This window comes from Streptomyces sp. 147326 (assembly GCF_045000215.1).
In the GTDB taxonomy this organism is placed as follows: domain Bacteria; phylum Actinomycetota; class Actinomycetes; order Streptomycetales; family Streptomycetaceae; genus Streptomyces.
Genome location: NZ_CP134201.1, coordinates 2235130 through 2259628, shown reverse-complemented (window position 1 = coordinate 2259628; position 24499 = coordinate 2235130). Strand labels below are relative to the sequence as shown.

Here is a 24499-nt window from a genome sequence, read left to right as displayed (position 1 = left end):
TCGAGGGGTTTGGTCGGGGTGGGGTTGGTGGGGGTGTTTTCGAGGCGGGGGGTGTGGAGTTGGCCGTTGCGGAGGGTGAGTTGGGTGTCGGGGGTGGTGGCTGCGGTGTGTGCGGCGGCGGCGAGGTCGTGGGGGGTGTCGATGTCGAGGTGGGTGAGGCGGCCTGGGTATTCGTTCTGGGCGGTGCGGATGAGGCCGGTGAGGGCTGCGGCGGGGAGGTTGTGGATGTCCTCGTTGGTGGTGAGGGCGGTGGCGCCCTGGGTGAGTACGACGATTCGGGTGGAGTCGAGGGCGGAGTCGGCGAGTAGTTCCTGCAGGGTCGCCAGAGTGTCCTGAACCGCCGCGTGCACCTCCGAGCTCGGCTCGGTGAGCGCGATGACACCGGGGACCGGCCCGCCTGAGGCGAGAGCGGTCCGCAGTTCGGCGGCGTCGGCGTACGTGTCCCCGGACACGGCCGAGGCCAGACCGTACGGGTCCGAACCCAGTACCGCCCACGGCCCGGCGGCCGGCTCGGTGGCCTGAGGGACGGGCTTCCACACCAGGTGGTAGAGCCCGTCCAGGCGACCGCTGCTGCCCCGCAGGTCTCCGGCCGGGCGCAGGGCGATCTCGTCGACGGTGATGACGGGCCGGCCGTCGGCGTCCGTGGCCGTGAGCGAGGCGGCGCTCGTACCGCTCGGAACCAGGTGCACCCGCAGCGCGGTCGCACCGGCGGCGTGCAGAGTGACCCCGTTGAACGAGAACGGGATGGTCAGTTCGTCGGAATCCTCGATCAGCAGCGCGTGCAGGGCGGCGTCCAGAGCGGCGGGGTGGAGGGCGAAGCCGTCCCCGTCGATGCTCTCGGGGAGTGCGATCTCCGCGTACAGATCCGTGCCCCGTCTCCACGCGCTCCGCAGGCCCTGGAAGGTGGGGCCGTAGGCGTATCCGCGCTCGGCGAGGCGGGGGTAGAGGTCGCCGACGGGTATCTCGGTGGCTCCCTCCGGCGGCCAGACGGCCGAGCCGGCCGCGGGAACCGGTCCCGGGCCCGCCTCGGCGAGCACACCGGAGGCGTGCCGCGTCCATTCCTCGTCCGTCCGGCCCTCGGCGCGGGAGTGGACGGACACGGAGCGCGTACCGGACTCCTCGGCGCCGAGCGCCACCTGGAGGTGGACGCGCCCGTCCTCGGGGAGGACCAGCGGCGCCTCCAGGACGAGCTCCCGGAGCCGGTCGTAGCCGAAGCGCTCGCCCGCCGCCACGGCCATCTCGACCAGGGCGGTGCCGGGCAGCAGAACCGTCCCGGAGACCGCGTGGTCGGCGGTCCAAGGGTGGGTGCTCCGCGTGACGCGGCCCGTGAACACCAGTCCCTCGCCGCCGGCGAGGCTGGTCACCGCACCCAGCAGCGGGTGCTCCGCCGGCGTCAGACCCAGACTCGCCACGTCCTCGGGCGTGGCAGGGCTGTTCAGCCAGAACCGGGTCCCCTGGAAGGCGTACGTCGGAAGCAGTACCCGCCGCGCGCCGGGGAAGAGGCTCTCGACGTCCAGCGCCGCACCCCGCACGGCGGCGTGGCCGAGGGCGACCGCGAGGGTCTGCGCCTCGGGGCGGCCCTTGCGCAGGACGCCGACGGTCGACACCGCGCCCCGGGCGACCTCCTCGCCCAGGCAGCCTCGGGTCATGGCGGTGAGGACGGGGTCGGGGCCGAGCTCCAGGTAGGTGGTGACGTTGTGGTGGTGGAGGTACTGGATGCCGTCGTGGAAGCGGACGGTGTGGCGGAGGTGTTGGACCCAGTAGTCGGGGTTGGTGAGTTGTTCGGTGGTGGCGGGTTGTCCGGTGAGGTTGGAGATGAGGGGGATGGTGGGGGTGTGGTAGGTGAGGGTGGCGGCGGTGGTGCGGAACTGGTCGAGGATGCCGTCCATGTGGGGTGAGTGGAAGGCGTGGCTGACGTTGAGTTGTGAGGTGCGTCTGCCGTTGTTGCGCCAGGTGGTGGCGAGTTGGTGGGCTGCGTTGTGGTCGCCGGTGATGACGGTGGAGTGGGGGCCGTTTATGGCGGCGATGTCGAGGTGGCCGTGGTGGGTGGGGAGGGTGTTGAGGATTTCGGTTTCGGTGGCTTCGATGGCGATCATGGCGCCGCCGGTGGGGGCGGACTGCATCAGACGGCCACGCACGGCGACGAGGAGGGCCGCGTCGCTCAGGGAGAGGACGCCGGAGATGTGCGCGGCGGTGAGTTCGCCCAGGGAGTGGCCGATGAGGTAGTCGGGGGTGAGGCCGTGGTGTTCGAGGGTGCGGTAGAGGGCGACTTCCGTGGCGAAGAGCGCTGCCTGCGTCCACATGGTCTGGTGGAGCGGTGAGGTGGTGGGGTCCTCGTCGGAGAAGAGCAGGGACTTGAGGGTGACGTTCTGCTGGAGGTGCTCGTCGAGGTGGGCGCAGACCTCGTCGAGGGCGCGGGCGTAGACGGGGTGGGTCTCGTACAGCTCGCGGCCCATGCCGGGACGCTGACTGCCCTGACCCGTGAAGAGGAACGCTGTCTTGCCGCCGCCATGACCCGCCGGCGGACCCGCGATCAGCTCCGGCGCTTCCTCACCGGCGGCCAGCGCGGCGAGCGCCCGCAGAATGCCGTCCCGGTCCTCCGCGACGACGGCCGCGGAGTGCGCCAGCAGCGCCGGCACATCGGCCAGCGACCGGCCGATGTCGGGCAGTGAGACCTGCGGCCGATCAGCTGGATCCGGCTGCTCCGCGCGTGCGGAGACGAAGGACAGCAGCCGGTCCGCCTGGGCCCGCAGAGCGGCCTCGGTGTGGCCCGACAGCAGCCACGGCGCCATCGGCAGGGAAGCCGGGGCCTCGGTGACGGGCTTCGGCCCGGCGGCGGGGGCCTGTTCGAGGACGACGTGGGCGTTGGTGCCGCTGATTCCGAAGGAGGAGACGGCGGAACGGCGGGGCCGGTTGGTCTCGGGCCACGGGGTCGCCTCGGTGAGGAGGGACACCGCACCGCTCGACCAGTCCACGTGCGAGGTCGGCCGGTCGACGTGCAGGGTGCGCGGGAGCGTGCCGTGGTGCATGGCCATGACCATCTTGATGACGCCGCCGACGCCGGCGGCGGCCTGGGAGTGGCCGATGTTCGACTTGAGCGAGCCGAGGTGGAGGGGGCGGTTGGCGTCGCGGTCCTGGCCGTAGGTGGCGAGGATGGCTTGGGCCTCGATGGGGTCGCCGAGGGTGGTGCCGGTGCCGTGCGCCTCGACGGCGTCGACGTCCGCAGCCGACAGGCCGGAGGCCGCCAGGGCCTCGCGGATCACGCGCTCCTGGGAGGGGCCGTTGGGGGCGGTGAGTCCGTTGCTGGCGCCGTCCTGGTTGACGGCGGATCCGCGGATGACGGCGAGGATCTCGTGGCCGTTGCGGCGGGCGTCGGAGAGCCGCTCCAGGAGCAGGACGCCGACGCCCTCGCTCCAGGCGGTGCCGTCCGCCGCGTCCGCGAAGGACTTGCAGCGGCCGTCCGTAGCCAGCCCCCGCTGACGGCTGAACTCCACGAACAGATCGGGCACCGCCATCACGGTCACGCCGCCCGCGAGGGCGAGCGTGCACTCGCCCTGGCGCAGGGCCTGCGAAGCCAGGTGGAGGGCGACGAGGGAGGAGGAACAGGCCGTGTCGACGGTGAGGGCCGGGCCCTGGAGACCCAGCGTGTACGAGACCCGGCCGGAGGCCACGCTGAGCGTGTTGCCGGTCGTACGGTAGGCCTCCACGGCCTCCGGCGCGTTGCGCAGGTGGGAGGCGTACTCGCTGTACATGGCGCCGCTGAAGACACCGGTACGGGTGCCGCGCAGGGTGGCCGGGGCGATGCCCGCGTTCTCCACCGCCTCCCAGCTGGCCTCCAGCAGCAGTCGCTGCTGCGGGTCCATGGCCGCGGCCTCGCGCGGGCTGATCCCGAAGAACTCGGCGTCGAACCGGTCGGCGTCGTAGAGGAACCCGCCGTTGCGGGCGTACGAGTGGCCCGCGCGGTCCGGGTCGCCGTCGAAGAGCCGGTCCAGGGCCCAGCCGCGGTTCGTGGGGAAGGGGCCGATGGCGTCGGTGCCGTCGGCGACGAGCCGCCACAGGTCCTCGGGGGAGCGGGTCCCGCCCGGGTAGCGGCAGGCCATGCCGACGATCACGATCGGGTCCTCGTGATCGGAGGCGCTGCGCACCGCGATCGGCCGGCCGGGACGGACCACCTCGGTCTCGCCGGCCAGCTTGGACAGCTCGCCCGTCAGGAACTCGGCGAGCGCCGCCGGGGTGGGGTGGTCGAAGACGGCCGTCGCCGGCAGCGTGACGCCGGTGACCGCCACGACCCGGCGGCGCAGCTCCAGGCCGGTCAGCGAGTCCATGCCGAGGGTCTTGAACGCCGTGGCTTCGTCGACGGAGTCCGGGCCCGCGAGACCCAGTACGGCGGCGACGGTGGTCCGTACGAGCTCACCGACGGTACGCCGGCGGTCGGCGGCGGGGAGCGCGGCCGTGCGCTCGGCCCAGGAGGAACCGCCCGCGACGGACGCGGCGGCGGCCACGGCGCGGCGGCGCGGGGTACGGACCAGGGTGCGCAGCAGGGCGGGCGCGGACCGCTCCGGGGAGCGCAGGGTCGCCAGGTCCAGGTCGGCCGCGGCGAGCAACGGCTCCGGCGAGACGAGGGCCGCGTCGAAGATCTCCATGCCGCGCTCGGCGGAGATCGGCAGCACGCCCTTGCGTGCCCACCGCTTGACGTCGAGCTCGCTGAGCCCGCTGGTCATCGCACTGGCCGTGTCCCAGAGTCCCCAGGCGAGGCTGGTGGCGGGGAGGTTGTGGTGGTGGCGGTGGTGGGCGAGGGCGTCGAGGTAGGTGTTGGCGGCGGCGTAGTTGGCTTGGCCGGGGTTTCCGATGAGTCCGGCGATGGAGGAGAAGAGGATGAAGTGGGTGAGGGGGAGGTGGGAGGTGAGTTGGTGGAGGTGGTGGGCTGCGTCGGTTTTGGGGTGGAGGACTTGGGTGACGTGGTGGGGGGTGAGGTTGTCGAGGGTGGCGTCGTTGAGGGTGCCGGCGGCGTGGATGACGGCGGTGAGGGGGTGTTGGGTGGGGATGGTTTCGAGGAGTTGGGTGAGTGCGTCCCGGTCTGTGGTGTCGCAGGCGGTGATGGTGATGTGGGCGCCGGCTGTGGTGAGTTCGTTGTGGAGTTGGGTTGCGCCGGGGGCGTTGGGGCCGGTGCGGCTGGTGAGGTGGAGGTGTTTGGCGCCGTGGTGGGTGACGAGGTGGCGGGCGAGGATGTGGCCGAGTCCGCCGGTGCCGCCGGTGATGAGGATGGTGCCTTCGGGGTCGAGGGGTTTGGTCGGGGTGGGGTTGGTGGGGGTGTTTTCGAGGCGGGGGGTGTGGAGTTGGCCGTTGCGGAGGGTGAGTTGGGTGTCGGGGGTGGTGGCTGCGGTGTGTGCGGCGGCGGCGAGGTCGTGGGGGGTGTCGATGTCGAGGTGGGTGAGGCGGCCTGGGTATTCGTTCTGGGCGGTGCGGATGAGGCCGGTGAGGGCTGCGGCGGGGAGGTTGTGGATGTCCTCGTTGGTGGTGAGGGCGGTGGCGCCCTGGGTGAGTACGACGATTCGGGTGGAGTCGAGGGCGGAGTCGGCGAGTAGTTCCTGCAGGGTCGCCAGAGTGTCCTGAACCGCCGTGTGTACCTCGGTGGTCCCCTCTGACAGGCCTATGAAGGACGGTAGTTGTGCGCCGTCACCGAGCGCGGTTTGCAGTTCGGCGGCGTCGGCGTACGTGTCCCCGGACACGGCCGAGGCCAGACCGTACGGGTCCGAACCCAGTACCGCCCACGGCCCGGCCGCGGGCTCCACGGCCGTCTGCGGCAGGGGCTTCCAGCCCAGCCGGTGCAGGCCGGAGTGCTTGCCCGCGTTCGTGGCCGCGCGGAGGTCGCCGGCCGGGCGCAGGGTGATGGAGTCGACGGTGACGACGGGCTGTCCGTCGGGGTCGGTGGCCGTCAGCGAGGCGCTGTCGGGGCCGGAGGGAATCACGTGCACCCGCAGCGCGGTCGCGCCCGTGGCGTGCAGGGTGACCCCGTTGAACGAGAACGGGATGGTCAGCTCGGTTCCGTCACCGAGCAGCATGGCGTGCAGGGCCGCGTCGAGGAGTGCCGGGTGGAGGGCGAAGGCCGTGGCGTCGGCGTGCTGCTCCTCGGGGAGGGAGACCTCCGCGAACCGTTCCTCGCCCGACCGCCAGACCCGGCCGAGGCCCTGGAAGACCGGCCCGTACTCGTAACCGCGGTCGGCGAGCCGGTCGTAGGTGTCCTCACGGGTGACGGACCGCGCACCCTCCGGCGGCCAGGTCCGCGTGGCGGCGGGGACCGGGTGTTCGCCGGTGGCCAGCAGGCCGGAGGCGTGCCGGGTCCATTCCTCCTCCGCCGCGCCCTCGGGGCGCGAGTGGACGGTGACGGAGCGGGTTCCGGACTCCTCGGCGGGGCCGAGGGCGACCTGGAGGTGGATGCCGCCTTCCTCGGGGACGATCAGCGGTGCCTCCAGGACGAGTTCCCGGAGCTGGTCGCAGCCGAAGCGGTCGCCGGCAGAGACGGCCATGTCGACCAGGGCGGTGCCGGGCAGCAGGACCGTACCGACGACCGCGTGGTCGACGACCCACGGGTGGGTGCGCCGTGAGACGCGGCCCGTGAACAGCACGCCCTCGCGGTCGGCGAGGCTGGTCATCGCGCCGAGCAGCGGGTGCTCCGCGGAGGCGAGGCCGAGGCCCGACGGGTCCTCCGCCGTGACCGGGGTGTCGAGCCAGAACCGGCTCCGCTGGAAGGCGTACGTCGGCACCTGGACCCGCCGGGCACCCGTACCGTCGAACACGGCCGACCAGTCGACGCGCACGCCGTGGCAGTGGGCCTCGCCGAGCGAGAGCAGCAGGCGTCCGGCCTCGTTCTCGTCGCGGCGCAGGGTGCCCAGGGCGGCGCCCCGGGCGCCGGCCTCGTCGAGGGCCGCCTGCACGCCGATGGTGAGCACCGGGTGCGGGCTGACCTCGATGAAGGTGTGGTGGCCGGCGGCAAGCAGCTCGCCGACCGCCTGCTCGAACTGCACCGTCTCGCGCAGGTTCTGGTACCAGTACCCGGCGCCCATCAGGCCGGTGTCGGTCAGCAGCGCGCCGGTCAGCGAGGAGTACACCGGGACCTGGCCCGGGCGCGCCTCGATGCCGTCGAGGATCCGCGCCAACTCGACCTCGAGCTCCTCCACATGGGCCGAGTGGGAGGCGTAGTCCACGTCCACGAGGCGGGCCCGCGCCCCCTGCTCCTTGGCCTGGGCGAGGAACTCGGCGAGGGCCTCCGGGTCGCCGGACACCACGGTCTGGGAGGGTCCGTTGACCGCGGCGACCGAGATCCGGCCCTCCCAGGCGCCGATCCGCTCCCGTACCCACGCGACGGGCTGGGCCACGGACATCATGCCGCCCCGGCCCGACAGCACGGTCAGCGCGCGGCTGCGCAGCGCCACGACCCGGGCCGCGTCCTCGACGCTGAGCACGCCCGCCACGCAGGCCGCGGCGATCTCGCCCTGCGAGTGGCCGACGACCGCGGCCGGTTCGACGCCCAGCGAGCGCCAGACCTCGGCCAGGGACACCATCACCGACCACAGCACGGGCTGTACGACGTCCACCCGCTCGAAGCCCGGAGCCCCCTCGGCACCGCGTACGACGTCGAGGAGCGACCAGTCCACCAGCGGCTCCAGGGCCGCCGCGCACTCGGCCATCCGGCGGGCGAACACCGGGGAGGACTTCAGCAGGCCGGCCGCCATGCCCACCCACTGCGCGCCCTGACCGGGGAACACGAACACGGGACGGGCCGCGGGCCGGCTCTGCCCGGTGACCAGGCCGCGGTCCGTGGCGCCGTCGACCAGCGCCCGCAGGCCCTGCTCCAGGCCCGCGCGGTCCTCGGCGACCACGGTGGCCCGCCGGTCGAAGTGGGCCCGGCCGACGGCGAGGGAGTAGCCGATGTCCGCGAGGCGGCCGTCCGGCTGGTCCCGGAGCTGGTCGAGCAGCTTGCCGGCCTGCGCGCGCAACGCATGGTCGCTCTTGGCGGAGAGGAGGAAGGGGACGGCCGCGGGAGCCTCGGCCCCGGAAGGCGCCGGCTCGGCGGGCGCGGGCGCGGGTGTGGCTGTGGCTGCGGGTTCGGCGGGCGCGGGCTCGGCGGCCTGCTCCAGGACGAGGTGGGCGTTGGTGCCGCTGACGCCGAAGGAGGAGACGCCCGCCCGGCGGGGCCGGTCGGTCTCCGGCCACGGGGTGGCCTCGGTGAGCAGCGAGACCGCGCCGCCGGCCCAGTCCACGTGCGAGGTCGGGGTGTCCACGTGCAGGGTGCGGGGCAGCAGGCCGTTGCGGATCGCCATGACCATCTTGATGACGCCGCCCGCGCCGGCGGCGGCCTGGGTGTGCCCGATGTTCGACTTGAGGGAGCCCAGGAACAGCGGGCGGTCGGCCGCGCGGCCCTGACCGTAGGTGGCGAGCAGGGCCTGTGCCTCGATGGGGTCGCCGAGCCGGGTGCCCGTACCGTGCGCCTCGACGGCGTCGACATCCGTCGCCGACAGTCCGGAGGCGGCGAGGGCCTCGCGGATCACCCGCTCCTGCGAAGGGCCGTTGGGGGCGCTGAGCCCGTTGCTGGCGCCGTCCTGGTTGACTGCCGATCCCCGGATGACCGCGAGGACCTCGTGGCCGTTGCGGCGGGCGTCGGAGAGCCGCTCCAGGAGCAGCATGCCGACGCCCTCGCCCCAGCCGGTGCCGTCCGCCGCCTCCGCGAAGGACTTGCAGCGCCCGTCGACCGACAGGCCGCGCTGGCGGCTGAACTCCACGAACATGCCGGGGGTCGCCATCACCGTCACACCGCCGGCGAGGGCCAGTTCGCACTCGCCGGCCCGCAGCGCCTGCGCCGCCATGTGCAGGGCCACCAGCGAGGCCGAGCACGCGGTGTCGACCGTGACGGCGGGGCCCTCCAGGCCCAGGGTGTAGGAGGCGCGGCCGGAGACCACGCTCGTGTAGGTGCCGGTCAGCAGGTACCCGCCGACGCCCTCGCCCGCCTCGTGCAGGCGCGGGCCGTAGTCCTGCGCCATGGCGCCGACGTACACGCCGGTGCCGCTGCCGCGCAGGGCGGCGGGATCGATCCCGGCCCGCTCCACGGCCTCCCACACGGTCTCCAGCACCATGCGCTGCTGCGGGTCCATGGCGGTGGCCTCGCGCGGGCTGATCCCGAAGAACTCGGCGTCGAACTGGTCCACGTCGTGCAGGAACCCGCCCTGCCGGGTGTACGAGCGGCCCGCGCGGTCGGGGTCGCCGTCGAAGAGGGTCTCCAGCGCCCAGCCGCGGTTGCCGGGGAACTCGGTGACGGCGTCCCGCTCCTCCACGAGCAGTCGCCACAGGTCCTCCGGGGAGGCCACGCCGCCCGGGAAGCGGCAGGCCATGGAGACGATCGCGATGGGCTCGTCGGAGCCGGGGACCCGGCGGGCGACCGCGCGGGAGACGGGCTCGTGAGCGGAGACGACGCCCGAGAGCTCGGCGAGCCGGGCGACCAGCTTCTCGGGGGTGGGCCGGTCGAAGAGGAGGGTGGTCGGCAGCTTCAGCCCGGTGGCGGCGGAGAGCCGGTTGCGCAGTTCCACGGCGGTCGCCGAGTCGAATCCGAGCTCCTGGAAGGAGCGGTTGGGGTCGATGTCCCCGCCCTTTCCGCGGCCGAGGACGAGGGCCGCCTCGGAGCGCACCAGGTCCATGAGGAACCTGGCCGTGCGCTCCGGGTCCCCGCCGCTCCCGAAGGGGTCGGCGGCCGCACCGGGGGCGCTGCGCTGGAAGGCGTACGTGGGCAGGGCGACGACCGGGGCGTCCGCGGGGAAGACGGGACTCCAGTCCACCGGGGCGCCGTGCGCGTACGCCTCCGCCACGGAGGAAAGGAAGCGGTGCGGCCCGTCCGCGCCGCGGCGCAGCGAACCGACCGCGAGAGCCGTGGAGTCGGTGGTCTCCAGGATCTGCTCGACGGGCAGGGTCATCACCGGGTGGGGGCTGATCTCGACGAAGAGGTCGTGGTCGGTGAGGCACCGGATCGAGCTCTCGAACAGCACGGGCTCGCGCAGGCTGCGGAACCAGTACGAGGCGTCCAGCGAGCGGGTGTCCAGCAGGGCGCCGGTCAGAGCGGAGTAGAAGGGGATGTTCCCCTTCCGTGGCCGCAGCGGGGCCAGGACGGTGAGCAGCTCCTCGTGGATCTCGTCCATGTGCGCGCAGTGCGGCGCGTAGTCGATGGCGACCCGGCGGGCCCGTATTCCTTCGGCGGTGAACTCCTCCTGGAGGCGCTCGATCGCGTCGATGTCGCCGGCGACGGCGATCGACCGCGGCCCGTTGATGCCCGCGACGGCCAGCTTCCCGCCCCACGGCAGCAGGCGCGCCCGCACCTCGTCGAGGGGCAGCAGCACCGAGAGCATGGAACCCCGGCCCGCCAGCCGGGCCTGCGCCTTGCCCCACAGCGCGCTCGCGCGGGCGCCGTCCTCCAGGCTCAGCCCGCCCGCGACCACGGCCGCGGCGAGCTCGCCGATGCTGTGTCCGACGACCGCGGCGGGCTCGATGCCGAAGGAGCGCCAGAGGGCGGCGAGGCCGAGCGCGGTCGCGAACAGGGCGGGCTGGATGACGTCGATGCGGTCCAGCGCGGGCGCGCCGGGCGCCTCGCGCAGGACGTCCTCCAGGGACCAGTCGACGTACGGGGCGAGCGCCTCGGCGGTGGCCCGGACGCTGGCGAGGTAGACGTCCGAGGTGTCGAGCAGGTCGGCGGTCATGCCCGGCCACTGCGCGCCGTGGCCGGGGAAGACGAAGACGGCCCGGTCGCGTGCCGTGGCCGTGCCGCTCACGCGCCCGGAGCCGCGGCGGCCCTCGGCGAGCGCGGCCAGTTCCCCGGTGAACCCGGCCTCGGTGCCGGCCAGCAGGACCGAGCGGTGCGCGAACGCGGTGCGCGACACGGCGAGGGAGTGGCCGATGTCGGCGATGCCGGGGCGTGCGGCGCGCGCGGTGTCCGTGGTGCCCTCGGCGTCCGCGGCGCTCGCCGTGAGCCGGGCCAGGAGCCGCCCGGCCTGCGCACGCTCGGCGGCCGCGCTCGCTCCGGAGATCAGCCAGGGCAGTGTGCCGCCCCGGAAGGCGGCCGGGCCGGCGGAACGTTCCAGCTCGGTACGGGGCGCCTCGGCGACCTCCACCGACCAGGCCGTGCCGCCGGCGTCGACGGAGGAGACGACCACCGGCTGCCCGGGGGAGGCGGGGGAGCGCAGGGCCTCGACCAGCCCGGCGGCACCGGCGGCACCGGCGGGCCCGCCCTCGGCCTGCTCGGCGGCAGGCCCGGTGCGGAGCAGGACGCCGCGTACGCGGTCGCCGTCGGCCAGGGCCCGCGCCAGGGTCTTGAGTACGAGAACGGCCCCGCCCGCGGATCCGGCGTCGAGACCGCCCGCGAGCGCGATCCCGCTCTCGCCGGACCGCAGGCTCGCGCACGCCAGGTGCACCGCGGTCAGGGCGGACGGGGCGCCGCCGGTCACGGTCCGGCCCGGTCCGCTCAGACCGAGTACGGCGCGGACGCCCTCGGCGCGGTCCGCGTCCAGCGCGGTGTTCGCGCCGGCATCCGTGTTGAGGGCGGGAGCCGTGTTCAGGGCGGGAGCCGCGTCGGCGCCCGCGGCCCGGTCGTGGCCGGGCGCGCCGAGGAAGACACCCGTGCGGGCGCCGCGCAGGGCGGCCGGCACGATACCGGCCTCCTCCAGCGCCTCCCAGCCCAGTTCCAGCAGGAGCCGCTGCCCCGCGTCCATCGACGCGGCCGCGTCCGGCGCGAGGCCGAAGAGGCCCGAGTCGAAGCCCTCGAAGCCCTCGGAGCCGGCTGCCCCGTCGGAGTGCGCGCCCGGGTAGCGGCAGGACAGCCCGATGACGGCAACGGGCTCCCCGGCATTCCCGGCGTCCCCGACAAGCTCGGCATCGCGGCGGGTGGTCTCGACAGACATGCGGATCCTCACTCCAAGTCCAAAGGTGTTCCAGGGAGCAGCACTTGAACGGCGGACGCCCGGAACACCCGGGAGGCGACCCGCCTGTACGACCGGCCTGCGCGGAGCGGCTACCACTCCACCAGCAGCCGGGACAGCCCGCGCGTGCCGAGGCCGTCCTTCCAGACCACGGCGTCGGGGCCGGGAGCCAGGCGGAGGGTCGGGAACCGACGCAGCAGGCGCTCCAGGACGATCTGCAGCTGGAGCCTGGCCAGCGGCGCGCCGAGACAGCGGTGCACTCCGTGACCGAACGTCAGATGGGCGGCGTCGTGCCCCTGCGGGTCGAGCAGTTCGGGGTCCGCGAACGTCTTGCCGTCACGGTTTCCGTGCAGCAGGGAGACGATGACGCCTTCCCCGGCCTGGACCGTGACGCTGCCGAGCGGCACCGGCTCCACCGCGACGCGCGGGAAGCTGATCGGGGTGGAGGGGGTCAGGCGGAGGAGCTCCTCGACCGTGGGGGCCAGCCGGTCGGGCTGCTCGCGCAGCTCCTCGTACGCGGCGGGGTCGCGGAGCAGGGCGTGCGCCGACGTGCCGATCTGCCCGACGACGGTCTCGTAGCCGGCCATCAGGAGGGTGAGTCCCATGGTGAGCAGCTCGCCCATGGACAGGTCGCCCTGCTCGTGCGCCCCGATCATGGAGGTGAGCAGGTCGTCCTCGGGCCGGCGGCGCTTGCGGTCGATCAGGTCGGCCATGTAGTCGATGAGTTCGAGCCTGCGGCGGGCCTTCTCCTGTGGGGTGCTGGCGGAGATGTCGAACAGCACCTCGACCCAGTCCCGGAAGCGCGTGCCGTCCTCGGGCGGAACGCCCAGCAGAGAGCACAGGACGGCGAGCGGCAGCGGCGCCGCGAGCGCCTCGATCAGGTCGGTGCCCGGCCCCGACGCGGCCATGGCGTCGAGGTAGCGGTCGGCGAGCTCCTCCACGGCCGGGGCCATCGCGTTGGTCCGGCCGGTGGTGAACGCCCTGGTCACGACGCGCCGCAGCCTGGAGTGATCGGCTCCGTCCATGCTCATCATGGAACGGGGCACGGGCTGGGCGTCGTTGAGCTTCGGGGCGTGCGGCGTGACGGCCTCGGCGCGGCTGAACCGCTTGTCCGTCAGGACCTTGCGGGCCAGCGCGTAGTCGCACACCAGCCACATCTTGTCCCCGGCGGGTGTGAAGAACGGGACGACGTCGATGCCGTCCGGGACGTGCCCCTCCCCGGCCACGTACTGCCCAAGGAACTCCGGAAGCGGGCCCAGCGGGCCGGCGCTGCGGTGCTTCATGTGATTCCTCCCCGTTGTGTTCGGCGGTCAGGTGATCAGAAGCCGGTGCCCGGCTCCGCGCTGCGTCATTTCCGATCCTCCTGCTCCTGCTGAATTGACTGGACGAGCTGAATTGGGGAGGTCCGGTGCGGGCACATGAATATAGGACAAGGACCGCCGCGCTTTTACCTCTTATGCCTCGTGAACAAGCCGGGACGGCGGCGCCGGGAATTCTCGTGTGCCGCAGCGAAGAAACTCTGGCCGAGAATGAACATACCCTCCGCCCGGGAAGCGGAGAACAGAAAGGCGCGGACAACGGCCGGCGGCTGTTCAATTGTTCGATGAGCTCCGTGACGCTGTCCCGTCGACGGGACGGCCCGCAGGGCCCACGCCCGCGGGACGAGCCGGCGTCCGGCCGCTTTGGCCTGCCTTTAGCACGGGCTGGGAGCCTCCCCACCTGATCTGTGGACCCTTCACATGGAGGCATGATGGCGATTCAGGCCGGCGACATCGAGGGATCGAGAACCGGGCAGATCCGTACGAGCCCCGACCCGGCGCCGAGGCAGCGGCGCGCCATGGGTGAGGATCCGCGTCGTGGCCAGGTGCTGACCACGAAGGTGGGCCTGCAGATGCCGGCGGGGATGTCCTTCGACGACTGGGAGAAGGCCGGACGCCAGCTGTCCGGAATCGTCGACTCCTCTTCATGGTGGCTCGGCGACTGGCTCGTGTACGGCAAGGACCACTACACCGATCGCTATCAGCGCGGCATTCGCGCCGCCGGGCTGCAGTACCAGACCCTGCGCAACTACGCCTGGGTCTCCCGGCGGTTCGACTTCGGCCGGCGGCGGGGCGCCCTGAGCTTCCAGCACCACGCCGAGCTGGCCTCCCTTCCGCACGACGAGCAGGAGGCCTGGCTCGACCGGGCCGAGCAGCGGAGGTGGACCACCAAGCAGCTGCGCAGCGCGATCCGCGCCGCCCGCGAGGACGAGGCGCAGGTCAGGCTGCCCGCCGAGCCGACGCGGCGGCTGGAGGTGCCCGGCAGCCGGCTCCAGTGGTGGCACAAGGCCGCGGAGCAGGCGGGCGTCGACTTCGAGCGCTGGGTGCTGGTGACCCTGGACAGCGCGGCGAAGGAGGCCCTGGAGGAGCTCGAAAGGCTGGAGGACGACCATGGGCCCGACGGACCGGCGCAGGCGGCCGGCTCCGGGCCGCGGCTGGCCATCACCGCCTGACCGCTTCGGCGGTACGGGTCACAGGGCCCGCACTCTCGGGAGTGTGGGCCCTGAAGGCTGGCGCCGCCCTCGCGGATCAGGGCAGCTGGCGCATCAGGTCGGCCGTGTCCCGCTGCCGGGTGCACGGGCTGTGGGTGAACGAGTCCAGCACGCGGCCGCGGACCTCGGAGGGCTGCTCCTGGCTGAGCTTGAACATGCCCTCGGCCCCCGTGACCGTGACCCGGAACGCGCCCACGACGGGCACGATCTGCCGGAAGTAGCCGAGGGAATCGGACATGTCCCAGCCGGTGCCGAACTTCGACTCCTCGAAGGCGCGCACGGTCGACTGCACGACCCCCATCGTCGCCTCAATCGATTCGATCTTCTCCACCACGCCCCGCACGTGCACCGAGGTGAAATTCCACGTGGGGGCGGCCGGGGACTTCTCGTACACCGTCGGCGAGACATAGGAATGCGGTCCGGTGAAGGTCAGCAGGACGAGGCTTCCCGTTTCCAGTGCAGCCCAGTGCGGATTGGCCCTGTTCATGTGCCCGAGCAGAATGCCGCCGGACAGGTCTTCCGACCATTCGTCGTTCGCCTGCGGGTCCGCGATGACCGGCAGGTGCGTGGCGAAGGGTCCGTCTTCGGCGGTCCCGTTGGTCACCGCCATGGCCAGCGGATTGTCTCGTATCAGATCGGTCATCCACGAACCGTCCGGTTCGCGATAGTTACTGGGGACGAACATCCGGAATTCACCCTTTCGGTCGGCGCACATGCGCGAGGACATGGAAATCCGGACCGACCGTACCGCTGTCCTGTCGGCCGGACAGAGGCCTTCGCTATTCGGTCCGCATCGGGGTCGCCAGGATCGTCTTCTTGACGTGTTCAGGTTGGCGCCGGGAGGTTCTCCGGCGCAATACTGAATAGAGGTCTCCCGGATCACCGGTCGAGATTCCAAGACGCTAGCGGGAGAATTGTCTATGGGTACAACGGGTACGCATAACCACGAGATATACGACGTGGTCGGCATCGGCTTCGGCCCGTCCAACCTGTCGCTCGCGATCGCTCTGGAAGAGCACCGGGCCAATGTTCCGGAGCATCCGGTCAAGGCCGCATTCTTCGAGCGGCAGCCCGCCTTCGGCTGGCACCGCAACATGCTGCTGCCGTCGACGACCATGCAGATCTCGTTCCTGAAGGACCTGGCCACCTTCCGCAATCCGGTGTCCCGGTTCAGCTTCGTCTCGTATCTGCACGCCGCGGGCCGACTGGTCCAGTTCGTGAACAACCAGGACTTCTTCCCGACCCGGCAGGAATTCCACCAGTACCTGGAATGGGCGGCGTCGGGCCTCGCCGACCGCGTCTCCTACGGATCGGAGGTCACCGCGATCCGGCCCGCGCAGGACACCGGTTCAAAAACCCCCGAGCACCTCCGCCTCGAGGTCCGCGACGCGGCGGGCGGCGTCCGCCAGGTCCGCGCGCGCAACGTGACCATCTCGACGGGCCTGGTGCCGCGCATGCCGGCGGGGGTCGCGCGCGACGAGCGGGTGTGGCACAGCTCCGAGTTCCTGGAGAAGTTCCACGGCCTCGACCCCAACGAGCTGAAGAGCGTCGCGGTGGTCGGCGCCGGCCAGAGCGCGGCCGAGATCACCAGGTTCCTGTACGACAAGCTTCCGCACGCGCGCGTTTCGGCGGTCATCCCGTCCTACGGGTACTCCGTCGCGGACGACACGCCCTTCGCCAACCAGGTGTTCGACCCGGCCGCGGTCGACGAGTACTACTTCGGTACCGACCAGGCGCGGGAGGCCTTCTGGCACTACCACCGGAACACGAACTACTCGGTCGTCGACGACGAGGTGATCCGTGACCTGCACCAGCGCTCGTACGAGGAGGAGGTGCGCGGCAGCAAGCGGCTGTACTTCCTGAACCTCACCCGGGTCGCCGAGGTCACCCGGAACGGCGGTGACACGCGGCTCACCCTGAACTCGCTGCTCGACAGCGAGCCGCAGGAGCTGCACGTCGACGCGCTCGTCTTCGCCACCGGTTACGAGGGCATGGACCCGGCCCGCCTGCTCGGCGACTTCGACCGCCACTTCCTGCGGGACGTGAACGGCCGGCACCGGGTGGAGCGCGACTACCGGCTCGTCACCGCGACCGGACCGTCCTGCGGGATCTACCTCCAGGGCGGCACCGAGCACACCCACGGGCTGTCCTCGTCGCTGCTGTCGAACATCGCCGTGCGCAGCGGCGAGATCGCCGACTCCATCGTGCTGCGGCGCGCCGAACAGGAGCAGGGCGGGGCGCGCACCGTCGAGGTCGCGGGCGTGGCCGGCCGGGCCTGACACCGCGTTCTTCCCCCACGCCGAAGGGTGGGCCCCGGTGCTGTTCCTTCAGCACCGGGGCCCACCCTTCGTCCGTCTTCGGCCATTCCGTGGAATGCCGCATTCACCTCACGCGGCGCCGGCGGAAACCGAGTCGGCGGCCATCGCGTCACGCAGGCTCTTCGGACGGAGGTCGGTCCAGTTCGCCTCGACGTGCTCCAGGCACTGCTGGCGGCTGTCCTCGCCGAATACGATGCGCCAGCCGGCCGGAATCTCGGCGAACGAAGGCCACAGCGAGTGCTGTTCCTCGTCGTTCGCCAGGACGTAGAACCGGCCGTCAGCGTCGTCGAACGGGTTGCTGCTCATGAATGCACTCCAATTCAAGCCGTTCACGGTCCGCTTCCCGGCCGGGAAACGGACCGTCATCCGTTAGTGGGGATGGAGTTGGCGAGACCGCCATGCCCGATCATGGCATCTTTCGGGCGCCCCGTGGAGACCGGTGGGCCCATGAAGTGCTCCACCGGCCGTCGATGTTCTTTCCCCGCCGTCCTGTTGACGGGACAGCGGTAACACACTGCCCCGAATCTTCGCTGTTCTGCCCTGAGTTCCCGGGAATGGGCTTCCGGCGGGCCCTTCCCCCGCGCGATGCTGGACCGGTGACCGCGGCCTGTGCCCGCCCGCGGGAATTCACGTTTTCCGGGAGCCCTGAGTCCTCCACAGAAGGAGTTGTGCCGATGAACGTCACCAGCGCGGCCGGCGTTCTCTTCACCCTGCGCGCGAGGTTCTCATGACGATCCGTCAGCATCCGGCCCTGGCCAAGGCGCGGTCCGTCGGCGAGGCGCTGCCCTGGCTGACCCGTCGCCAGGACCGGACCGTCGTCATCAAGCTGGGCGGACACGCCATGGTCGACGAGGCGCTGACCGCCGCGTTCGCCCGCGACGTGGTCTTCCTGCGCTACGCCGGACTGAAGCCCGTGATCGTCCACGGAGGCGGTCCCCAGATCGGCGCCGAGCTCGAACGACGGGGACTGGCCAGCGAGTTCAAGGCAGGCCTCAGGGTCACCTCGACCCCCGCCATGAACGTGGTCCGGATGGTGCTCGCGGGACAGGTGCAGCGTGAACTGGTCGGGCTGATCAACGCGTACGGTCCGCTCGCCGTCGGCATCACCGGCGAGGACGCGGACACCCTCACCGCGACCCGGCACGTGCCGTGGATCGACGGCGAACCGGTGGACATCGGCAGGGTCGGCGACATATCCCGGGTGGACACCGGAGCCATCGAGGCGCTGCTGGCGGACGGCCGGATTCCGGTGATCTCCCCGGTCGCTCGCAGCGCCGAGGACGGTCACGTCTACAACGTCAACGCCGACACCGCGGCCGCGGCGCTCGCCACCGCGCTGCGCGCCCAGGAGCTGATCATGCTCACCGACGTCGAGGGCCTGTACGCGGGCTGGCCGCTCGGCGACGAGGTCATCGGCAGGCTCACCGCCCGCGAGCTGGAGAAGCTGCTGCCGGAGCTCGCCGACGGCATGGTCCCCAAGATGACCGGCTGCCTGCACGCGGTGCGGGGCGGCGTCGACATGGCGCGGGTGATCGACGGGCGGGTCCCGCACGCGATCCTGCTGGAGATGTTCGCGGACGAAGGGGTCGGCACGGTGATCGTGCCGGACCTGGAAGACGCGGTGCCGGCATGAGCGCACCCGGCCGGCGAGCCGGGGTGGCGTCACGGTGGCACCACGGTGGCCGGGCCGGGGCCGCCGAGACCGGCGGGAGGGTCTGATGGACACCGGCCGGAAGGCGATGGCCCGTGTGGCCGTGTCCGCACCCGGTTCCGAGGCCGTTCCGGGCCGTCGTGGCCCAGGTCGGCGCGGTGCTTCCGCTCGCGACGGAGGACCCGTATTCCGGCCGGACGAGCGGCGCCTTTCGGCCAGACTGCCGCTCTGGCTCAGATGTGGCGCGACAGTGGTGCCATATCTGTGCCACGATGGCGTCATTGACCCGACGTCGTAGGAAGCGTGCCAGCGGCGCCCCCTTCGCCTCCTTCGCCTCCTTCGCCTTCCTTGCCTTCTTCGCCTCGACCGGCCCGCTCCGGGTCGACCAGGCCTGCGGCCGGCCGTACTGACCGGCCGTCCGTCCCCACCGGAAACACCCGCCGCCGCTCGCGGTACCGATCCAAACAGGAGTTCTCTTCGCTATGGCCACCTTCCTTTACAAAGTGGGCCGATTCGCCTTCAGGCGACGAGGCCTGGTGACACTGCTGTGGCTCGCCGTCGTCGTCGGGGCCGGTTTCGCGGCCTCCGTCGCTCCGCCGCCGCCCACCGACACCTTCTCGATGCCGGGTACGGAGTCCCAGAAGGCCTTCGACCTGCTGAAGGAGAAGTTCCCGGCCATGAGCGTGGACGGTGCGACCGCCCGTGTGGTGGTCCGTGCCCCCGCCGGCGAGAAGCTCACCGATCCGGCTCAGAAGGCCAAGGTCGAGGGCCTGGTCGGCGCGCTCGCCAAGGCGCCGGACGTCGTCGTGGCCTCCGACCCCTTCAAGACCAACGCCGTCAGCCAGGACGGCACCACGGCCTACGCCGTGGCCACGTACAAGGTCTCGGCCCTCAAGGTGACCGACGAGGCGCACGACGGCCTCGACAAGGCGCTCGAGGACTCCCGGGCCACCGGCCTGACCGTCGAGGCGGGCGGCGACGCCGTGAAGGTGGACGGGGCTCCGGGCGGCGGTGCGGAAGGCATCGGCATCCTGGTCTCGGCCATCGTCCTGGTCCTCACCTTCGGCTCGATGATCGCAGCGGGCATGCCCCTGCTCACGGCCATCTTCGGCGTCGCCATCGGCGGCGCGGCCATCACCGCCCTCGGCACCACCTTCGGTCTCTCCAGCACCACGTCCACCCTGGCGCTGATGATCGGCCTTGCGGTCGGCATCGACTACGCCCTGTTCATCGTCTCCCGCTACCGCTCCGAGATGGCCGAGGGCCGGGAGCGCCAGGACGCCGCGGGACGGGCCGTCGGCACGGCCGGCTCCGCCGTCGTCTTCGCCGGTCTCACCGTCATCGTGGCCCTCGCCGGCCTCAGCGTGGTGAACATCCCGATGCTCACCAAGATGGGCCTCGCCGCGGCGGGCACGGTCGCCGTCGCCGTACTGATCGCGACCACCTTCGTCCCGGCGCTCCTCGGATTCGCGCCGATCAAGGTCATGCCCCGCAGGGAGCGCAGGAAGTACTACGGCAAGCCGCTCTCCGAGCGCCAGCAGCGCAAGGCCGACAAGCGGGCCGCCCGCCAGAAGCCGAACCTGGGCACCCGCTGGGCGCGGTTCGTCGTACGCCGTCCCCTGGTCGTCCTTCTCTTCGGTGTCGTGGGCCTCGGTGTCATCGCGGTGCCCGCCGCCAGCCTGCAGCTCGGCCTGCCCGGCGAGGGCACGATGGCGCCGGACACCACCCAGCGCAAGGCGTACGACATGCTGTCCGAGTCCTTCGGGGCCGGCTTCAACGGGCCGCTGATGGTCACCGTCCAGGCCAAGGACGCGGCGACCGCCGCCGCCGGCGTGGGCAAGGAGCTCGGCAAGGTCGAGGGCATCGCCACGGTGACCCCCGCGACGCCCAACGACACGGGCGACACCGCGGTCCTCACCGTCATCCCGAAGACCGGTCCCACCGAGACGGAGACCGAGGACCTGGTCGGGCACATCCGGGGCATCGCCGGCACCCTCGGGGCGGCCAACGGCGGCGCCGAGATCCTGGTGACCGGTCAGACCGCCCTGTTCATCGACTTCTCCCAGACCCTCGACGACGCGATGCTGCCCTACCTGGGCCTGGTCGTCGGCCTCGCCTTCCTGCTGCTGGTGCTCGTCTTCCGGTCGCTGCTCGTCCCGCTCAAGGCGGCGCTCGGCTTCCTGCTCTCCGTGAGCGCGGCCCTCGGCGCGGTCGTGGCCGTCTTCCAGTGGGGCTGGCTGGGCGACTTCTTCGGAGTCGAGCAGCCCGGCCCGATCATGAGCACGCTGCCGATCTTCATGATCGGTGTGGTGTTCGGTCTCGCGATGGACTACGAGGTCTTCCTCGTGACCCGCATGCGGGAGGCCTACGTCCACGGGGCGCAGCCCTCCGAAGCCGTGGTCACCGGATTCCGCTACGGCGGACGGGTGGTCGGCGCCGCCGCGATCATCATGGTCAGCGTCTTCTCCGGCTTCATCATGGAGGACAACGTCTTCGTCAAGATGGTCGGGTTCAGCCTCGCCATCGCCGTCCTCTTCGACGCCTTCGTCGTCCGCATGGCGCTCGTGCCCGCCCTGTTCGCCCTGCTCGGCCGCTCGGCCTGGTGGCTGCCCCGCTGGCTCGACCGGCTGCTGCCGAACATGGACGTCGAGGGCGAGAAGCTGAACCACGTGCTCGGCGCCCCGATCCCGGCCCAGCAGCGCCGGGAGCAGGAAGTCCACATCCCCGGCTGATCCTCCGCCGTACGGAACGCCCGTACGCCGACGGCCCCCAGAGCCGTCGGCGTACGGGCGTTCGCGCTGCGGCCCTACGGGAGCGGGAAGGCGATCAGCTTGCTCTCCTCGCGGAGGTAGAGCCGCTTGCCGTCCGGATCCGGCGTCAGGGCGTAGGCGCTCGTCTTGTAGTGCCAGACCGCGCTCTGGGTGCGGATGCGGACGGCCCGCAGGCCCGCCGCGTCCATGCTGTAGATGTGGCTCGGGGTGACTACAGGGGCGATGTCGCGATTCGGCTTCGTGCCCTCCGGCAGGACGTCCGTCCACTGCAACGTGCCGAAGACGGCGCTGATGGCGACGATGCCGCGCGTGCCCTCCACGGCGTAGACGATCCCGTCGCGGACGGCCGGCATGCCGTACCGGCGCCGGGCGCCCACCTCGCCCGCGTCGCGGTCCGCGCCGAAGACCCAGGCGGACCCGCCGTCGGTGAGCCGCAGCGCGTGCACCCTCTTGGCGCCGATGTACACGCGGTCGTCATCCGTGGCCAGCCGGCCCGGCGTGGCGCCGGGTGCTTCCAGCGACACGTTCCAGCGCTCGGCGCCGCTGCCGGCGTCGTGCACGGACACCCGCAAGGCGCCGCTCGTCTCGACGTGCTGCCACAGCAGTACGCCGCCGCGTACGGCCTTGACGCCGACGGGGGTCGGGCGCCCCAACTGCTCCTGCTCCTCGGTGGGTGCCTCCGTCGGCTGCCGCCACAGTTCCTTGCCGGTCTTCAGGCTCGCGGCCACCAGGGACCACTGGCCGCTCCCGGCCGCCTTGGCGTAGAGGAACACGGTGTCGCCGGCCACACCGAGGATCTGGTTGAGCGTGTTCGTGCCGTCGTACGCGGGAAGTTGGACGAGCGGCGCCTGCTCCTTGCCGTCCTCCAGGAGCAGGGGTACCACCGCGAGGGCCTTGTCCGCGGCGTCCGGCTTCCTGACCGCGTAAAGGGCCTTGCCGTCGGTGGCGACGCGCCAGGCGGACGCGAACCCCTGGATGTCCCTCACGTGCTTGCCGTCCTGCTGGAAGACCCCGCTGGTCGTGTTTCCGGTGGCCATGACGAGCATGCCGTTCACCGGCAGAGGGGCGCTGCCCACCAAGGGGCGCTCCAGGTCGGCCTGCCACAGCGCGTCGGGCGGCGGTTTCAGCGTGGGCTGCCCGGCGTCCGCGGCCCCGCTCCCGTCTTCGCCGCGGTTGCCGAGCCAGGCCCACATCCCGCCCCCCGCCGCGAGCGCGACGGCGCCGGCCGCGGCCCCGGAGACCGCGAACAGTCTGCGGCGTGACATGCCGGCGCCGTCGGCGACGACGGTGTCCGCTTCCCCGAGGGGCGCCGGCAGCCGGAGCGGCGGCTCCTGCCACACCGCCCCGCTGCGCCGGGCGATGTCCGCGAGCACAGGCTGCGGCAGCCCGTCCGCGAACGGGGCGCCGCCGGGCGCGAGCAGGTCCGCCAGCTCGGCCGTCGTGGGGCGCTGGGCCGGGTCCTTGGACAGGCAGCGGGCGAGCAGCGGAGTCAGCGCCGCCGGTACGCCGCCCAGGTCGGGTTCCGCGTACCGCACCCGGTAGAGCAGGTCCGCGGCCTGCCCGCCGCCGAAGGGACCGTGCCCGGACGCGGCGAACACCAGGACGCCGGCCAGCGCGAACACATCGCCGGCCGCGGAGTGTTCGAGACCGCCGGCCTGCTCAGGCGACATGTAGGCGGGGGTGCCCGCCGCTCTCCCGGTACTGGTCAGCCGCTCGTCGCCGAGGGCCCGCGCGATGCCGAAGTCGATGACCTTGGGGCCGGCGGCCGTGACCATGATGTTGGACGGCTTGAGGTCACGGTGCACCACGTCCGAGCGGTGCAGCTGCCCGAGCGCCAGGGCGAGCTCCGCGCCCAGGGCGCGGACGCACGACTCGGGCAGCGGACCGCAGAGCCGGACCGCCTCGTCGAGCTGCGGCCCGATGACGTACTCGGTGGCCAGCCAGGGCGTGGCGGCCAGTGCGTCGGAGGCGAAGACGCGGGCTCCGTACCGGTCGCCGATGACCCGGGCCGCGTCCGACTCCAGCCGGAACCGGGTGCGGAAGGTGGTGTCGGCGGCGATCCGGGCGTGCACGGTCTTCAGTGCGACCGTCCGCCCGCCCGCCGAGCGGGCCAGGTAGACCGTGCCCATGCCGCCGCTGCCGAGCCGGGCGAGCAGCCGGAAATCGCCGAGGTGCTGCGGATCGTCGTGCGTGAGCGGTGCGAGCGGGGCGCGGGGTGCCGGGACGGACATCGGGTCAGTGCACCTTCTGGGCCGAGACGAACGGCTGTTGCGGGGAAGGGAGTTCCGCGGAGAGCAGCGCGGCGGACTGGGCGGCGAGCGCGGCGACGACCCGGCCCGGCAGCGGTACGGCTCCATGGTCGAGGACCGTGCCGGCCTGCGCGTACGGGTCCTCGGACGGGGCGGGTCCCGCCCCGGGGGACACGAGTTCGCCCAGGACGTCCTGCGCGGACCGCGGCCGGATCGCCGGGTCGGACGACAGACAGGATCCGACCAGCGTCCGCAGACCCGGCGGCAGTTCGCTCTGCTCGGGCACGGTGTGGCCGGTCGAGGCGTACGCCAGGACGGCGCCCAGGGCGAAGACGTCCCCGAGCGGCCGCGGGCGGCCCCCCGACGCCTGCTCCACGGCAAGGCAGCCCGGATCGAGCCCGGGCAGCCCCGTCCGATGCGTCCCGTCGGGGGCTGCGGCCCGTACGGCACCGAAGCAGGTCAGTACCGGTCCGCCCGGGGTGACCAGCACCGCGGCCGGCGACAGCCCCGCGTGGGTCACCCCTTGGGCGTGCGCGGCGGTCAGCGCCTCCGCGAGCGCGGCTCCGAGCCGGCGGACGGTGTCCTCGGGCAGCGGGCCGCCGTACGCGGCGAGCACGGCCGGCAGCGGCAGCGCGGGCGTGTACGGGGCCGCGTACCAGGGGAAGCCGGCCGTGCCGCCCACCTCCGCGATGCGGAGGAACCGCGGCACGGACAGCCGCCGGGCGCCCTCGGCCTCGATCGCCCACCGGGACGGATCGGCGCCGACCCGGGGCACGCAGACGAGGACGGTGCGCTCCCCGTCGGCGGTGCGCCCGAGGTAGCGGCGTTCGGGAACGGTGCGCTCGGTGGACTCGGTGTCGAGCCGGGCCAGGATCACGTACGGCCCGACGTGCGACGGGTCGTCGTGACGAAGGCGTTCCATGTGCGCTCTCCCGGGTCGGTTGATCGGCCCCGAGCCTAAGCGGTCCCTGCCGGGGCGGCTGAACCGGGCGGGAACCGCGTGCGGGGAACAGGCCGGGAGTGCGC

At 72.4% G+C, this 24499-nt stretch carries 10 protein-coding genes and 1 pseudogene; 5 read left to right on the top strand and 6 right to left on the bottom strand.

Annotated features, from left to right (window positions below; genetic code table 11):
- Positions 1-53: 53 nt before the first annotated feature.
- Both RIU97_RS10115 and RIU97_RS10110 read right to left on the bottom strand, forming a co-directional pair.
- Positions 54-11936 (bottom strand): annotated as a pseudogene (locus tag RIU97_RS10115) (SDR family NAD(P)-dependent oxidoreductase); the annotation flags it as partial.
- Positions 11937-12046: 110 nt separating this feature from the next.
- On the bottom strand, positions 12047-13237 hold the full coding sequence (locus RIU97_RS10110) for a cytochrome P450 (RefSeq protein ID WP_404955374.1): 1191 nt from the start codon (positions 13235-13237) through the stop codon (positions 12047-12049).
- Between the two features lie 464 nt (positions 13238-13701).
- Between RIU97_RS10110 and RIU97_RS10105 the strand changes: the two genes are divergently transcribed.
- Complete coding sequence (locus tag RIU97_RS10105; protein WP_404955372.1) at positions 13702-14445, top strand: LmbU family transcriptional regulator; 744 nt, start codon at positions 13702-13704, stop codon at positions 14443-14445.
- 76 nt (positions 14446-14521) lie between these two features.
- Here the strand turns inward: RIU97_RS10105 and RIU97_RS10100 are convergent, their stop codons facing one another.
- Positions 14522-15169, bottom strand: a complete 648-nt coding sequence (locus tag RIU97_RS10100) for an FMN-binding negative transcriptional regulator (RefSeq protein ID WP_404955369.1) — start codon at positions 15167-15169, stop codon at positions 14522-14524.
- 235 nt (positions 15170-15404) lie between these two features.
- Between RIU97_RS10100 and RIU97_RS10095 the strand changes: the two genes are divergently transcribed.
- Entirely contained in the window at positions 15405-16763 is a 1359-nt protein-coding gene (locus tag RIU97_RS10095) for a lysine N(6)-hydroxylase/L-ornithine N(5)-oxygenase family protein (RefSeq protein ID WP_404955367.1), read from the top strand.
- A gap of 108 nt (positions 16764-16871) precedes the next feature.
- Here RIU97_RS10095 and RIU97_RS10090 read toward each other — a convergent pair whose 3' ends face one another.
- Entirely contained in the window at positions 16872-17108 is a 237-nt protein-coding gene (locus RIU97_RS10090) for an MbtH family protein (protein ID WP_404955365.1), read from the bottom strand.
- A 421-nt stretch (positions 17109-17529) separates the two neighbouring features.
- Between RIU97_RS10090 and argB the strand changes: the two genes are divergently transcribed.
- From argB to RIU97_RS10075, 3 genes are all read left to right on the top strand, one after another.
- Positions 17530-18435 carry an acetylglutamate kinase gene (gene argB, locus RIU97_RS10085; protein ID WP_404955363.1) on the top strand — a complete coding sequence of 302 codons (906 nt, stop codon included), beginning with the start codon at positions 17530-17532 and terminating at the stop codon, positions 18433-18435.
- 299 nt (positions 18436-18734) lie between these two features.
- Positions 18735-18863, top strand: a complete 129-nt coding sequence (locus tag RIU97_RS10080; RefSeq protein WP_404955361.1) for a hypothetical protein — start codon at positions 18735-18737, stop codon at positions 18861-18863.
- Positions 18864-18935: 72 nt separating this feature from the next.
- Positions 18936-21185, top strand: a complete 2250-nt coding sequence (locus RIU97_RS10075) for an MMPL family transporter (protein ID WP_404955359.1) — start codon at positions 18936-18938, stop codon at positions 21183-21185.
- 74 nt (positions 21186-21259) lie between these two features.
- Here the strand turns inward: RIU97_RS10075 and RIU97_RS10070 are convergent, their stop codons facing one another.
- Together RIU97_RS10070 and RIU97_RS10065 are read right to left on the bottom strand one after the other, a co-directional pair.
- Positions 21260-23455, bottom strand: a complete 2196-nt coding sequence (locus tag RIU97_RS10070) for a protein kinase domain-containing protein (RefSeq protein ID WP_404955357.1) — start codon at positions 23453-23455, stop codon at positions 21260-21262.
- A 4-nt stretch (positions 23456-23459) separates the two neighbouring features.
- Positions 23460-24395: a serine/threonine protein kinase gene (locus RIU97_RS10065; protein WP_404955355.1), complete on the bottom strand. Its 936-nt coding sequence runs from the start codon at positions 24393-24395 to the stop codon at positions 23460-23462.
- Between the last annotated feature and the right edge of the window lie 104 nt (positions 24396-24499).

Excerpts from the sequence above, each read along its gene's own strand:
- RIU97_RS10095 (WP_404955367.1), top strand. The coding sequence starts at position 15,405 with ATGGGTACAACGGGTACGCATAACCACGAGATATACGACGTGGTCGGC.
- RIU97_RS10105 (WP_404955372.1), top strand. The coding sequence starts at position 13,702 with ATGATGGCGATTCAGGCCGGCGACATCGAGGGATCGAGAACCGGGCAG.
- RIU97_RS10075 (WP_404955359.1), top strand. The coding sequence starts at position 18,936 with ATGGCCACCTTCCTTTACAAAGTGGGCCGATTCGCCTTCAGGCGACGA.
- RIU97_RS10090 (WP_404955365.1), bottom strand. The coding sequence starts at position 17,108 with ATGAGCAGCAACCCGTTCGACGACGCTGACGGCCGGTTCTACGTCCTG.
- RIU97_RS10110 (WP_404955374.1), bottom strand. The coding sequence starts at position 13,237 with ATGAAGCACCGCAGCGCCGGCCCGCTGGGCCCGCTTCCGGAGTTCCTT.
- RIU97_RS10065 (WP_404955355.1), bottom strand. The coding sequence starts at position 24,395 with ATGGAACGCCTTCGTCACGACGACCCGTCGCACGTCGGGCCGTACGTG.
- argB (WP_404955363.1), top strand. The coding sequence starts at position 17,530 with ATGACGATCCGTCAGCATCCGGCCCTGGCCAAGGCGCGGTCCGTCGGC.
- RIU97_RS10070 (WP_404955357.1), bottom strand. The coding sequence starts at position 23,455 with ATGTCCGTCCCGGCACCCCGCGCCCCGCTCGCACCGCTCACGCACGAC.
- RIU97_RS10100 (WP_404955369.1), bottom strand. The coding sequence starts at position 15,169 with ATGTTCGTCCCCAGTAACTATCGCGAACCGGACGGTTCGTGGATGACC.